The following is a 13923-nucleotide window of genomic DNA, read 5'->3' as shown; positions in this document are numbered from 1 at the left end:
AATGATAGGAATGTTTCTCGGGCTAAATTCTTAAAAGCCACAATTTCTTTGTTGAGGGGTTTTATTTACCAGCCAAATAAATAGAATGCCTAACAGGAATAAATAAAATGATTAATGGTTGACTTGGCAGTTGAGTTGTAAATCTTATTGACGAATATATAAAAAGTAGGGTGTTCTTATCTCTTGCCCAGGAGGGAAAGTGGATGAGCACGGCAATCAAATTTCGGATTAAATCAGGGCGGATTTTATTGTGGCAATAACCAGAAAAAATCTATTTAGCAAGCTCAACACTATCTTGTTTAAAAGTGTAGAAAGTGCAACAACACTGTGTAAATTACGTGGCAATCCTTATGTTGAGCTGGTGCATTGGTTAAATCAGTTATATCAGCAGCAAGACAGTGATATTAAGCATATTATTCGATATTTCGACATTGATGCTGAAATGCTGGAACGCGATTTTGCGCAGGCATTAACTCGTCTGCCAACGGGAGCCAGTTCTATATCTGATTTTTCTTATCATATAGAATTAGCGATTGAACGCTCTTGGGTATTCGCCAGCCTTGAATGCCACGCTGGTTGCATTCGCAGCAGCCATTTGTTGATGGCAATGCTTACCACAATGGAATTACGTCGCGCGCTTTTCGCTATTTCTCCTTTATTTGAAAAAATCCCGCTGGAACCATTAAATAAAGACCTTGGCTATATCGTTCGCGATTCTGCAGAACAAAGCGACCTGGCAGGCGATGCGGTGATAACTGGCGAAGCGGGGATTCCCGGCGAGGCCAGTAATGCCATGGGATCGCCCCTGAATGGGGGGGGGTTGGCCCAATTTTCGACAGATCTCACCGCACTGGCGCGGGAAGGAAAAATCGATCCCGTACTGGGACGCGATAAAGAGATCAATACCATGGTGGATATCCTGTTGCGTCGTCGGCAGAACAATCCATTACTGACGGGGGAGGCCGGGGTAGGTAAGACCGCTGTAGTCGAAGGTCTGGCGTTGGCTATCGCGGCAGGCGAGGTTCCCCCCTCTCTGCAGAAAGTTCGTTTGTTGACGCTTGATGTGGTGGCGCTCTCGGCGGGCGCCAGTATGAAAGGTGAATTTGAGGCGCGCCTCAAGTCAGTCCTGGAAGAGGCCGTCGGCTCCGCAGAACCGGTAATTCTGTTTATTGATGAAATTCATACGTTAGTGGGTGCGGGCGGCAATGCCGGAACGGGCGATGCGGCGAACCTGATGAAACCCATGCTGGCGCGTGGTCAATTGCGCACCATCGGCGCGACGACCTGGAGTGAATTCAAACGCCATATTGAAAAAGATCCGGCGTTGACCCGCCGCTTTCAGGTGCTGCAGGTAGAAGAACCTTCGGAAGAGTTGGCTATCGCAATGGTGCGTGGTTTGCTGCCGGTTCTTGAGAAACATCACGGCGTCTGGATCATGGATGAGGCCGTCCGGGCTGCTGTCCGGCTTTCCCATCGCTATATTCCTGCTCGTCAATTGCCTGATAAAGCGATAAGCCTGCTGGATACTGCCTGTGCCAGGGTAGCGGTGGCACAGCACACGCCTCCGACGGAGCTGCAAATACTGAAATTCCGCAGCCAGTCCGCACAGGCTGAACTGTCGCTCCTTGAAAAGGCGATTGATTTCGGAAAAGAAGACGAGCAGCGTCTTACGCCAATCCAGAGCATGATTACGGAACATGCGGAAGAGGCGAAAATTCTCGATCGCCGTTGGACGCAAGAGTCTGAACTGGTTGCCAGCATTAACGATACGCGTCAGCAACTTCTGTCCGCTACGAAAGAAGAGTCAGGCGTACCAGAGCAAGAGACCGTGGCCTCTTTACAGGCTCGACTTAACCAACTGGAGGCGGCACTGAGCGAGATACGCGGCGAACAGCCGCTGGTTCAGGCGGAGGTGAATGCCGCAGTCGTCGCCTCAATTGTGGCTAACTGGACGGGTATACCTGTAGGACAGGTACTGAAAGATGATGTCAGCACAGTCATGGAGCTGCCGCAGCGCCTGTCAGAACGGGTCATTGGCCAGCCGTATGCATTGACGTGCCTAAGTAAGAATATTCAGACTGCGCGTGCTGGCCTTGCCGACCCGCAAAAACCGTTTGGCGTCTTTTTGCTGGCGGGACCATCCGGCGTTGGTAAAACCGAAACCGCGCTGGCGATTGCAGGTCAGCTTTATGGCGGCGAACAGAATCTTATCACCATCAACATGAGTGAATATCAGGAAGCGCATACGGTTTCTTCACTGAAAGGTTCTCCACCGGGTTATGTAGGTTACGGTGAAGGTGGTGTTTTAACCGAGGCGGTACGCCGTAAACCTTATAGTGTGATTTTGCTGGATGAAGTGGAAAAAGCACATCCGGATGTTCATGAACTGTTTTTCCAGGTCTTTGATAAAGGAACGATGGAAGATGGCGAAGGCAGGCAGATAGACTTCCGTAATACCATTATTCTGCTTACCAGTAATACTGGCAGCGATATTATTAGCAGTGCTTGTGCCGATCCTGAAACCATGCCGGATGAAGAGAGCTTATTAACGATATTACAGCCTTCATTGTTAAAAGTATTTCCGGCAGCATTTTTAGGGCGGGTGACGGTGATACCTTATTTGCCGTTATCTATTTCTTCATTGCAACATATTGTCAATATTCATTTGAGTCGTATCGCAGCACGCGCGAAGGCCAATCATGACATTGCGTTAACGTTTAGTGATGAGTTGGTTCAGCATATTGTAGAACAATGTCCAGTAGCAGAAACAGGTGCAAGAATGCTGATTAGGTTTATTGAGAAAAATATTCTTCCTGAAATCGGCAGGGCTGTTCTCAATATGGCAGGGGAAAATTTTTCTAAAAATAAAAATTTTGCTATGCATGTAGTCCTGTCACATAGCAAGGATATCGAAATTATTAGAAACACGGAGGAAATGGCAACAGACTAACTGTTAAGAAAACAGGGCATAAATGGAGATGATAGCAGTCTCCTTTTACTTAACGTTTAATAATAAGCATATAAGGGATTATCACATGCGTAATGTAAAACTGACACTGTGCGCAATGGCGTTGGCGGCTACATCGGCTTCGGTGCTGGCTGAAACTCAGGGCACTGTAACCTTTAATGGTGAATTAATTACGGAAACCTGCTCTATCGCCAGCGACTCTATTGACCGTCAGGTACAGTTGCCGACAGTATCCGTTCAGACGTTGAAGACGGCCGGTGCGACCGCAGGTTCAAAAGGTTTCGACCTGAATGTTGAAGGTTGCCCGCAGGGTATCAGCAAAGTGGCAGCGCACTTCGAAGCGATCGGCTCAAGTGGCGTGGATAGCGTTACTGGTAACCTGACTAACCAATTCACTGGAAGCGCGACGAAGGCGACAAATGTAGAGGTTCGTCTGTACAACTCTGATGAACAGCCCCTGAAACTGGGCGAAATGGGTCAAGAGTTCACCGTCAATAGCGGCAAGGCAACCATGCGTTACTATGGAGGTTACTACGCAACAGGTGCCACCACTGCAGGGAAAGTATACGCGCAGGCGCGTTATACCCTGGTTTATCCATAACTGTTGGTTTTTAGCTTGAAGCAGGGCGAGTAATCGCCCTTTTATTAAAAAACTTTGTTGCTATTTAATGTGATGGGATGTCATACATGCAGGGTAGCGCTATGAAATATCAATATGCGATTATTTTAAAATTAATCACTGCTTTTGTTTCTCTGGTTTTTATAACACAGAGCGCTTTTGCAGGTATGACGATTTCCGGAACCCGTATTATTTTCCCAGGGAATACTCGCGAAAAAACCGTACGAACAACCAATAAAGGCTCGGTACCGTTGCTGGCGCAGGTATGGGTTGATGATGGCGGCAAAAATGACGATATCAATAGCATAAAAGTACCGTTCACTGTCACGCCTCCGATTTACCGCGTCGAGCCAGGTAAAGGGCAGAGTGTTCGCCTTATTTATAATGGTATGAGTCTTCCTCAAGACCGTGAATCAGTGTTTTGGTTTAATTTACTGGAAATTCCGCCGGAAAATGAAGCAGTGAAGGAGTTGGATCGTCTTGAACTGGCATTCAGAACGCGTATTAAAATTTTTTATCGCCCGTCAGCACTGAAAAGCGGGAGTATTCAGGAAGTTGAGCAGCTGAAATGGGAAATTATTAGTCCTGCCAGGGGAATTAAAGTCATCAATCCGACGCCTTATTATATTTCATTCGATTCGGCTTATATTACATCCGGTAGTACGAAATCTTCGCTGGCTGTCGATATGATTCCTCCTTTTGGCAGCAAAGAAATGTTAGTTAATAGTAAGGCATCTCGATCAGCAACTATTGACAGCGTCACGGTTCGCCTGATTAGCGATTATGGCAGCATTGCGGAATATCAATTGCTTCCGACGACAGCTAATGGATTAACGATAAGTAAGCTACTCAAATAAACGTATCAGAAATTTTTCTGCAGGCTGAAATGGTTTTTTATTTGAGGTCAGGGAACGGAATTTTCTGCTCAGGGAGGCGGGGAAGTGAAATCAAAAGAAACCAGGGTATACGCACAGCGAATAATACGCGAATCGAAGATTACGTATGCTATCCGACGTACCTTCATGGCTTCTTTAGTTTTAATCGCGAGATTTTCGATATTCGCTTACGGCAGCGCCAATGCTTTACCTGCCAAGACGGACCCGGACATACGTGCAAAAATTGTAAAATTCAACAGTGCTTTTATTCATGGGCAGAGTGTGGATGTTTCCCGATTCTATAAGGGCAATCCAACGCCTGTTGGCGAGTATGTGGTACAGGTTTCCGTTAACGGAGAAAGCCGTGGGCAGCACAAGGTGTTGTTCAGATCAATAGAGAATAGTATTAGCGCACAACCCTGCTTTACGAAGGATGAATTGACCAGCCTGGGTATAAAGTATTCCGTCGAACCATTATCGACGGCACCTGAACAGCAAGATCAAAATAAAGAAGAATATATTCAATGCGCCACGATCGATAAATGGATTGCGGGTGCCGGGGCTAACTATACGGTCGGAGATTTTTACCTTGACCTGACGATTCCCCAAGCCTGGCTTGTACGGTATCCGCGCGGTTATACCGATCCCAACTCCTGGGATTCAGGCGTAACAGCAGCGTTGTTCGACTATAACGGTAACTTTTATGTCCAGCAGAACTCAGGCAGCTTTGTCAGTAATGAGGGCCGCTCGGTCAATGGCAACCTTACAATGATGGCCGGGTTAAACTTTTACGACTGGCGTTTGCGTAAACGGCTTAATACTAACTGGAGCAGCGTTGGCTCAAAGCATACAGAGTCTTTCCTTACTTATCTTCAGCGGGATGTTACGGCGCTGAAAAGTCAGTTGACCCTGGGCGACAGCACAACCAACGGCGATCTCTTCGACAGCCTGCTCGTACGCGGCATTCAGTTGCAGTCAGACGATCGTATGCTGCCAGACGGGCTTCGTTATTATACTCCGCTGGTACGCGGCATCGCTGAAACGAATGCCAGGGTTCAGGTCACGCAGCGTGGGAGGATCCTTTATGAAACCACCGTTCCGGCGGGGCCATTTGAACTGAGCGATATTGGTGCGATGGGCTATGGCGGCGACTTGCAGGCAACAATTATCGAGGCGGATGGCCGCCAGCGAACGCAGATTGTGCCTTTCTCGGCGCCGCCCATGTTGCTGCATGATGGTGTTTTTCGTTTTGGCGTTGCCGTGGGTAAAGTGCAGGACAAACCGTTGTCTGAAAAGCCGAGCCTGGCGCAGCTCTTCTGGCAGTATGGTTTGGGTAATATGTACACGCTATACGGCGGTGGTCAGTTTTCCGAAAATTACACCGCCGCTGGAATGGGTAACGCTTTCAACACACCGTTAGGTGGCTTATCGATAGATGTTATCCGTGCGTATAGCGAACTGGAGAAGGGTAAATCCTCCTCAGGAAACAGTTACAACATTAGTTTCAGTAAGTATTTGGATACAACCTCGACAGATGTCACGCTTGCCGCCTGGCGTTATTCCTCTAAGGGATTTTACAGTTTGAGGGATGCAATGCTGGAGCGCTACGGCACAAGAATCGATGATTATATGGTGGACTATCGGACCCGCCAGCGCTTTACCGTCAGCGTAGGTCAGCCGCTCTGGAATGGCGGAAGAGTGAATTTTTCCGGTAATTTTTACCAGTACTGGAAAGATCGTTCGGCGACCAGCCAATATATGCTCTCCTATAGCAAATCCGAGCGCTATTTTTCGTGGTCGCTTTCCGCTTCGCGCGCCTATAACAGCAATGGGCACAATGTAAACAGCGTTATGTTTTCTATCAGCGCACCTCTTGGCCGCAGCAATATGATAGATAAACCGGTTTTTAACACGATGTATTCCACCGTCTATCATGATAACGATGGTCGCAGCACGTTACAGGTTAACGCTATTGGCAGCCAGGGTGAGCAAAATGAGCTGAGCTATGGCGTTGCTACCTCAGTGAGCAACGCGAAGAATAACGTAGCGCACAGCACCTTTAACGGTAACGTCAATTATAGCTCGCCGGTCGGGCAGTTTGGTTCGACAGCATCGGTGGGGAACAAATCGAGCCAGTTATCGTTTTCGGCAAACGGCAGTGTAGTGGCGCACAACGGCGGCATCACCGCCGGGCCGCGATTGGGGGATTATCCCTTTGCGTTAGTGGAAGCGCCAGGTGCCGAAGGTGCCAGGATGTTGAATGGTTATGGCTCGCAAATTGATGCCAATGGTTATGCCATCGTGCCGTCGCTGACGCCATATCGTAAGAATACCATTGCGGTAAACACACAGGGCCTTCCGGACACAGTTGACATTCTGGAGAGCGAAAGCTCTGTTATTCCTCGCATGGGCGCGGCGGTTAAGGTCAATGTAAAAACACAGGTGGGCGAACCTGTCGTGTTAATTATCAAAGATTCGAAGGGTAAACCGTTACCGATTGGCTCTGATATCTACGATGAACGCAATAACAGTCTTGGTATTATTGGCCAGGGTGGTATGGCGTTTATTCGGGGATGGCAGGCGGAGAAAAATAACCTGTATGTTAAAAACGCCTCCGGTCAGCGCCTCTGCACTATTTATTCTAATGCTACTGTTACCCGGAAAATTATGGAAGCAATGGGACTTGTTACTCAGGTAGGAGTGTTATGTCACTAATTACCATCACCACTGAGAACTATAAATATCTTCGCAACTTGTTATATGCAACCCTGGTCAGCGGTATATTCATTTTCTCGGCCCGGGCATGTTTAACCAATTGCTCGATAGATTTAAATTTTACCGGGATCTATATAGATGAAACCTGCGAAGTTGTGATAAATAATGACAGCAGTAATGAGATAATAACGTTACCCCGAATCTCAACCGCATCGCTGCAAAATAATGGCAGTGAAGCTGGCAGCGTACCGTTTGATATTACGCTAAAGAATTGCCCCGCAAGCCACACAGTGACTCTTTTCTTCGATAGCAGCGTCACTGCGGCGGATAATAAAACAGGTAATTTAGTGAACCGTACCGGATTAACATATAGCGACAATGTGCAGATCAGATTAAGAAAGGAAAATAGTTCGCAGGTTATTATTGATGATGCCGCTTCAGGACAGGATTATATTATTTCTTCTGCGGCTGATCCAATAAGCCACAGATTTACAGCGAGCTATTATGCAAATGGGGACGCGGTGGTAACTGCCGGGAAGGTTTATGCGATAGCAGGCGTCGAGCTTGTTTATAAATAAAGGGAGGTTGGGCTGGCTGATTATTTTAAGTTAACCATCAAACGAACAACAATTTATCCATGAACGGTTATTGAAGAGTATTGACTACTATGAGCAAAAGCAATTCGCAGAAATTTATCGCACGTAATCGTGCTCCGCGCGTACAAATTGAGTACGACGTGGAAATTTATGGCAGTGAAAAGAAAATTGAACTGCCATTTGTAATGGGGGTTCTGGCCGATCTGTCGGGTAAACCGTTAGAGCCATTGCCGCCGATTGCCGACAGAAAATTCCTTAGCATCGATATCGATAACTTTGATGAGCGTATGAAAGCGATGCGTCCTCGCGTGGCATTTGCAGTACCAAACACGCTAACAGGAGAAGGTCAGCTAATGGTCGATATGACTTTTGAAAGTATGGATGATTTTTCTCCAGACGCTATTGCGCGCAAAGTCGATTCTTTAGCACAGATGCTGGAGGCCCGTACTCAACTGGCTAACCTCCAGACCTATATGGATGGTAAAGCTGGTGCGGAAAATCTGGTCATGAAAGTACTGAATGACAAATCGCTGCTGAATACGTTGGCTTCGGCGCCGAAGCCGAAACAGGCTGATGAAGCCACGTCCCAAAAAAATTGATGTAGAGAGAGAACTATGGCTACCCAAGTAGAAACTTCAAAACAGACAGCCACGAAGGAAGCGTCGCATAGCGATTTCAATACGCTATTAACCCGTGAGTTTAAGCCGAAATCCGAACAGGCGAAAACGGCGGTTGAACTTGCGGTTAAAACCCTGGCGGAACAGGCGTTAACCACGTCGATCACCATGGCTGACGATGCGTATAAGAACATCGCAGCAATTATCGCAGAGATCGATCTTAAGCTTTCCGAGCAAATTAACCTGATTCTGCATCACGAAGAGTTTCAGCGTCTGGAAAGTGCGTGGCGCGGTCTGCACTATCTGGTCAACAACACAGAGACTGATGAAAAGCTGAAGCTGCGCTTTATGGATATCTCCAAAGATGATCTGCGTCGCTGCATGAAGCGTTATAAAGGCATCGCCTGGGATCAGAGTCCGCTGTTTAAGCAAATTTATGAAGAAGAATATGGTCAACTCGGCGGCGAGCCTTATGGATGCCTTGTTGCGGATTACTATTTCGATCATAGCGCGCCGGATGTGGATCTGCTCTCGTCTATTGGCAAAGTCGCGGCTTCCGCTCACATGCCATTTATTACCGGAGCTGCGCCGTCCGTGATGCAGATGGATTCCTGGCAGGAACTGGCTAATCCTCGCGATCTGACGAAAATCTTCACCCAAAACCTGGAGTATGCGGCATGGAACTCGTTGCGTCAGTCTGAAGATTCCCGTTATATCGGCCTGGCGATGCCGCGTTTCCTTGCTCGCCTGCCATATGGCATCAATACCAACCCGGTGGATGATTTTAACTTTGAGGAGACCACTGACGGTGCCGATCATAACAAATACGCCTGGGCGAATGCCGCGTATGCGATGGCAGTAAATATTAACCGTTCGTTCAAGCATTATGGCTGGTGCACCATGATTCGCGGCGTTGAAAGTGGCGGCGTGGTGGAAAATCTCCCTTGCCACACTTTCCCGACTGATGACGGCGGCGTGGATATGAAGTGTCCGACAGAGATCGCAATTTCTGACCGTCGTGAGTCCGAACTGGCGAAAAATGGTTTTATTCCGCTGGTGCATCGTAAAAATACGGATTATGCGGCGTTCATTGGTGCGCAATCGCTGCAAAAGCCAGCTGAGTACTACGATCCGGACGCCACGGCAAACGCCAATCTGTCTGCCCGTTTACCATACCTGTTCGCTTGTTCACGCTTTGCACATTATCTGAAGTGTATCGTGCGCGATAAAATTGGCTCTTTTAAAGAGCGTGAAGATATGCAGCGATGGCTGAACAACTGGATAATGAATTATGTGGATGGAGACCCTGCTAACTCTTCTCAGGAAACCAAAGCGCGTCGCCCACTGGCGGCAGCGGAAGTGGTAGTGGAAGATGTTGAAGGTAATCCGGGTTATTACCAGGCGAAATTCTTCCTGCGTCCACATTTCCAACTGGAGGGGCTGACCGTTTCTTTACGTATGGTCGCGAAATTACCTTCGCTGAAAAATGTTGCCTGATATGGGCAATTAAACCAAAGAATAATCACGTCATTATTCTTTAAAGATGCGGATGCGTCGGGGATTACTGCGCTCCGTGAAAAGTCAGGAATTAATTTTTTTATTAAATAAGTTATATTCCTGGCGAAAACTTGCTGTTACACATTGTGTAACTTTATCCAATGAGAGCTGAAAAAAGGAAATATTATGGCTCAAGATATGTTTATTAAAATCGATGGCATCGAAGGCGAATCTCTGGATGCTACCCATAAAAATGAAATCGAAGTGCTTTCATGGTATTGGGCCAGCAGTCAGCATGCTAATATGCACAGTGGCTCTGGCGGCGGTTCTGGTAAAGCGACCGTTGAAGATTTCTGCTTTGAGCATTACGTTGATAAAGCCAGTACCAACCTTCTGAGCTACTGCTTGTCTGGTAAGCATATCAAGGAAGTTCAATTTGTTATGCGTAAAGCGGGTGGCGACCCTCTGGAATACCTGACCATTAAATTCACCGATGTCATTATTACTCGAGTGGAAACCGCAGGCTCCAGTGCAGATGAAACGCGTCCGCGTGAGCGAGTAACCTTTGCGTTTACCAAAGTTACTCAGGACTATGTCATGCAGAATGCTGAAGGCGCTAAATCCGGCGTTATTTCTACAAGTTACGACGTTAAAGCTAACCAGCGCAGTTAATCCTGCCCTGGTAAGCAATGAATTTTGCCGCTTCGGCGGCAAAATTCTCATCAGCTATATCGAACAAACCGTTTCATATTATGAAAAAATAGCGTGGTCAGGGATATGTTTTGCAGAACAGACATCAACCAATATCGGCCGAGAATGCTACAGATGCTGGCAGCAATTATGTTGGCAGTGGTTCTGGTTTCCTGTAGCAGCAATAATGAGAGAAAAACAGCAGCCGGTGAAATAAAAATAAATCTAATTGCAGACAAAGATATTAACCCGAACGCCAGTGGACATCCGGCCCCGCTAAGTATTTTTATTTATAACATCAAGGAAACGGATGTTTTCAGTAACGCTGATTTTTTTGAAATTACTGATGGTAGCAGCAAACCTTTGTTGGCCGCTTCATCAAAAATCTATGAAGCGATATTACAACCAGGGGAAGCACGCAGTATTTTTATTAATCTCAATAACGATACGCGAACCCTTGGGTTTATTAGCGCATATCGCAATCTCAACGATTCGATCTGGTTAGCTACGTGGGATTTACCAAAGAAGACATCGTGGTGGGAAAAAGTCTTTAGCGACGATTCGCTTGAGTTGAATGCGCACTTTCATAAAACAGCAATGACAATTAAAAAAGTGGATTAACCATGAGAACAAATAAAGTCGTCTGGAGCGAAGGATTGTTCCTGCGCCCTCAGCTTTTTCAGCAGCAAGAACGTTACTTTGAGTATTACGCACACAAGCGAGCATCGACATTGAGTCCATTTTTCTGGGGATTCTCGCAGTACGAAATCGACCACGAAGCGCTGACTTACGGCAAACTTGTACTCCGTACCGCCCGCGGCGTTCTGCCGGACGGCACACCGTTTGACGTACCCGACCACGCCGACTTACCGGAACCGCTGACTATTCTGCCTGAACATCTTGGCAAGATGCTTTATCTGGCGGTTCCGCTGCGTCTTGATAACAGCGATGAAACCATCTTTAACCAGCACGATGCCAGTTCACTGGCGCGTTTCCGCGCCCAGGAAGCGGAGCTATGCGATACCAATGCTATTCGCCAGGGGCCGAAGCCAGTTCAACTGGCAATGCTTCGGCTGAAGTTGGTTTCGGAAACTGAGATGACAGAATCATGGATCGGTCTACCCCTGGCCCGGGTAAAGGCTATTCAGCCGGACGGCAGCATACTCTTGCATACGGATGATTATATCCCGCCTGTGACCGGATATGCCGCAAGCCTGCTGCTCAGAGAGTGGCTGACGCACCTTAACGGCCTTGTAAAAATGCGTGCTGAGATGCTGGCGAATCGCCTCTCTACCTCGGATGGCAAAGCCAGCGCCAGCGCGGAAGTCGTGGACTATCTGCTGCTACAAATTTTCAATAAATATGAGCCGATTCTGGACCATTTACGGCATATTCCTGAAATGCCGCCGATCGTTTTGTATGAAGAACTGGCAAAACTGGCGGGTGAGCTTTCAACATTTGTCCGTACCAAAACGCGTCGTCCGAAAACGGCACCCGGCTATGACCACGCCAGGCTGTATCCCTCAATTCGCCCGCTGGTGGATGACGTTCATGATTTGCTGAACCAGATCCTGGTACGGGCTGGGCAGCTTATCGACCTGCACGCTAAGGGTAATGGCGTCTGGTCCGCTTCGGTTCTGCCCAATGAACTGCAGTCGTTCTCAAACCTGGTGCTGGCGGTGCATGCTCAGCTGCCAATGGATGTCCTGCACCAGCAGTTCCAGGCTCAGACCAAAATCAGCGCTCCGCAACAACTCCATGAACTGGTTCGCTCGCACTTGCCGGGGTTGGTATTGCAGGGACTGCCGGTACCGCCGCGCCAGATCCCTTACAGCACAGGTTATGTCTATTACGAACTGCTTAAAAGCGGCCCTTTTTGGGACAAAATCTCGACGACCGGAGCGCTGGCGTTACATGTTGCCGGTGACTTCCCGGGCCTGAAAATGGAACTTTGGGGTATCCGGAGCTGATGAAAGACGATATCAACCCGCAGGGAGCGAATGCTTCAGAGAATGTTCACGACGAGAATGCTTCGCCGCAGGCGATGGGGAAATTTCTGCTGGATGATCAGGGCGACTGGATTCAGGATTCTGAAGCAGCGCCCATCAGTCGTAGCGATATGGCCGGTATGCACCAGCAGCCATTTAAAGATGACCGCTCCCTGCGAAGCGAAAGCGTACAGCAACGTGTATTAAAGATAAAAGCCGCCAGGAACTCATTACTGGAAGCCGCTCAGCCTTTGTTGCGCGCACTGAGTGATATGCCTGAACAGATTAGCGACATTTCCCAAGTTGAACTCCTGAAAAACATGCTCAAAAGCCAGATTAATCTTTTCAGCATTGTCTGCGATGAGGTCAATATCCCCTGGAAAAAAATGGCTATTGTTCGCTATTGCCTTTGTACCGCGCTTGATGAAGCCGCTCACGCAACACCGTGGGGCCTTGAGGCTGGCTGGTCACAGAGCAACCTGTTGAACTACTTTGAAGGGGACAACGACGGCGGAAATAAATTCTTCCTGTTGATTGGGCGTCTATCGATGAATCCCAATGAGTTCGCTGACGTGCTGGAGGTGCTGTTACGCATTCTCGGCCTTGGTTTTGAGGGGCGCTACAGCATTATTGAAGACGGCGATCGACAGCTGACCAAAATTCGTCAACGTTTACTGACGCTGATTCAAAGTACGCGCAATACCACGCAATCGATCTTATCACCGCATGGGCTACAGCCTCCAGGTCCGGTGTTACGTGAAAAAAACATCATCCCGGTTCGGCTGACAGCCCTGTGCGCGGGCGTGCTGATTGCATCTACTTTTATCTGGTTTAAGTACTCGCTATTGAAACGCCTCGACGGTATCACCAGTGAGATCTACGCCATGCACAATATCAAAGTCACCACACCACAGCTCAAAATACGTCTCAGACTGGCTGTCTTGCTACGCAATGAAATCAAGAAACAACTGCTCAGCGTTGATGAAACCCAGAAGCAAAGCAAAGTGGTATTCAAAGGAGATTCGTTGTTCCTCTCCGGCTCCACCTCGGTGCAACCAGAGATGGCGGAGATAATTAAACGTGTCGCCCACGAAGTTCGCCGCGTGAATGGTGAAGTACTGATTGTTGGCCATACCGATGCTACGCCTATTCATCGTCCGGAATTGCCCAATAACATCGTACTGTCGCAAAAACGTGCAGCAGAAGTGGCTCGCTATTTTGTTGCCGCAGGCCTGCCAGAGGACAAAGTAAAAGTCGAAGGGGCGGGCAGCAGTCAGCCGCTGGCATCTAATGATACTGCTCAGGGACGGGCGAAGAATCGCCGCGTAGAGTTTTTTGTCACGTATTAACGAGAACAA

At 48.0% G+C, this 13923-nt stretch carries 10 protein-coding genes and 1 pseudogene; all 11 read left to right on the top strand.

The annotated features are described in order from the left end of the window. Window positions 1-232: 232 nt before the first annotated feature. Window positions 233-2836: pseudogene (tssH, locus tag ACQE3Y_RS13825) on the top strand (type VI secretion system ATPase TssH); the annotation flags it as partial. A gap of 199 nt (window positions 2837-3035) precedes the next feature. Then, on the top strand, window positions 3036-3569 hold the full coding sequence (locus ACQE3Y_RS13820; protein ID WP_426973195.1) for a fimbrial protein: 534 nt from the start codon (window positions 3036-3038) through the stop codon (window positions 3567-3569). Between the two features lie 101 nt (window positions 3570-3670). Next, window positions 3671-4444 carry a fimbria/pilus periplasmic chaperone gene (locus ACQE3Y_RS13815; protein ID WP_426973197.1) on the top strand — a complete coding sequence of 258 codons (774 nt, stop codon included), beginning with the start codon at window positions 3671-3673 and terminating at the stop codon, window positions 4442-4444. A gap of 165 nt (window positions 4445-4609) precedes the next feature. Next, on the top strand, window positions 4610-7177 hold the full coding sequence (locus ACQE3Y_RS13810; RefSeq protein WP_426973199.1) for a fimbria/pilus outer membrane usher protein: 2568 nt from the start codon (window positions 4610-4612) through the stop codon (window positions 7175-7177). After that, the gene (locus ACQE3Y_RS13805) at window positions 7168-7755 is read left to right on the top strand and encodes a fimbrial protein (RefSeq protein ID WP_426981901.1); all 588 of its coding nucleotides are present in this window, start codon (window positions 7168-7170) and stop codon (window positions 7753-7755) included. Before ACQE3Y_RS13810 ends, ACQE3Y_RS13805 begins: the two co-directional genes overlap by 10 nt. Before the next feature lie 89 nt (window positions 7756-7844). Next, a complete protein-coding gene (gene tssB / locus ACQE3Y_RS13800) occupies window positions 7845-8372 on the top strand; it encodes a type VI secretion system contractile sheath small subunit (protein ID WP_426973203.1) in 528 nt (175 codons plus the stop codon). Between the two features lie 15 nt (window positions 8373-8387). Continuing rightward, complete coding sequence (tssC, locus tag ACQE3Y_RS13795; protein ID WP_426973205.1) at window positions 8388-9887, top strand: type VI secretion system contractile sheath large subunit; 1500 nt, start codon at window positions 8388-8390, stop codon at window positions 9885-9887. A 186-nt stretch (window positions 9888-10073) separates the two neighbouring features. Continuing rightward, entirely contained in the window at window positions 10074-10559 is a 486-nt protein-coding gene (locus tag ACQE3Y_RS13790) for an Hcp family type VI secretion system effector (RefSeq protein ID WP_426973206.1), read from the top strand. 153 nt (window positions 10560-10712) lie between these two features. Continuing rightward, window positions 10713-11198: a type VI secretion system lipoprotein TssJ gene (tssJ, locus tag ACQE3Y_RS13785; RefSeq protein WP_426981900.1), complete on the top strand. Its 486-nt coding sequence runs from the start codon at window positions 10713-10715 to the stop codon at window positions 11196-11198. 2 nt (window positions 11199-11200) lie between these two features. Further along, window positions 11201-12547 carry a type VI secretion system baseplate subunit TssK gene (gene tssK / locus ACQE3Y_RS13780; RefSeq protein ID WP_426973208.1) on the top strand — a complete coding sequence of 449 codons (1347 nt, stop codon included), beginning with the start codon at window positions 11201-11203 and terminating at the stop codon, window positions 12545-12547. Beyond that, on the top strand, window positions 12547-13914 hold the full coding sequence (tssL, locus tag ACQE3Y_RS13775) for a type VI secretion system protein TssL, long form (protein ID WP_426981899.1): 1368 nt from the start codon (window positions 12547-12549) through the stop codon (window positions 13912-13914). The genes tssK and tssL overlap by 1 nt, the downstream gene beginning before the upstream one ends. The last annotated feature ends 9 nt before the right edge of the window (window positions 13915-13923 follow it).

This window comes from Pantoea sp. FN0305 (genome assembly GCF_050113845.1).
GTDB lineage: Bacteria > Pseudomonadota > Gammaproteobacteria > Enterobacterales > Enterobacteriaceae > Mixta > Mixta alhagi.
The sequence above is the reverse complement of the archived record's forward strand: the minus strand, read 5'-3'. Positions and strand labels throughout refer to the sequence as shown.

Excerpts from the sequence above, each read along its gene's own strand:
- ACQE3Y_RS13820 (WP_426973195.1), top strand. The coding sequence starts at position 3,036 with ATGCGTAATGTAAAACTGACACTGTGCGCAATGGCGTTGGCGGCTACA.
- ACQE3Y_RS13815 (WP_426973197.1), top strand. The coding sequence starts at position 3,671 with ATGAAATATCAATATGCGATTATTTTAAAATTAATCACTGCTTTTGTT.
- ACQE3Y_RS13810 (WP_426973199.1), top strand. The coding sequence starts at position 4,610 with ATGGCTTCTTTAGTTTTAATCGCGAGATTTTCGATATTCGCTTACGGC.
- ACQE3Y_RS13805 (WP_426981901.1), top strand. The coding sequence starts at position 7,168 with ATGTCACTAATTACCATCACCACTGAGAACTATAAATATCTTCGCAAC.
- tssB (WP_426973203.1), top strand. The coding sequence starts at position 7,845 with ATGAGCAAAAGCAATTCGCAGAAATTTATCGCACGTAATCGTGCTCCG.
- tssC (WP_426973205.1), top strand. The coding sequence starts at position 8,388 with ATGGCTACCCAAGTAGAAACTTCAAAACAGACAGCCACGAAGGAAGCG.
- ACQE3Y_RS13790 (WP_426973206.1), top strand. The coding sequence starts at position 10,074 with ATGGCTCAAGATATGTTTATTAAAATCGATGGCATCGAAGGCGAATCT.
- tssJ (WP_426981900.1), top strand. The coding sequence starts at position 10,713 with ATGCTGGCAGCAATTATGTTGGCAGTGGTTCTGGTTTCCTGTAGCAGC.
- tssK (WP_426973208.1), top strand. The coding sequence starts at position 11,201 with ATGAGAACAAATAAAGTCGTCTGGAGCGAAGGATTGTTCCTGCGCCCT.
- tssL (WP_426981899.1), top strand. The coding sequence starts at position 12,547 with ATGAAAGACGATATCAACCCGCAGGGAGCGAATGCTTCAGAGAATGTT.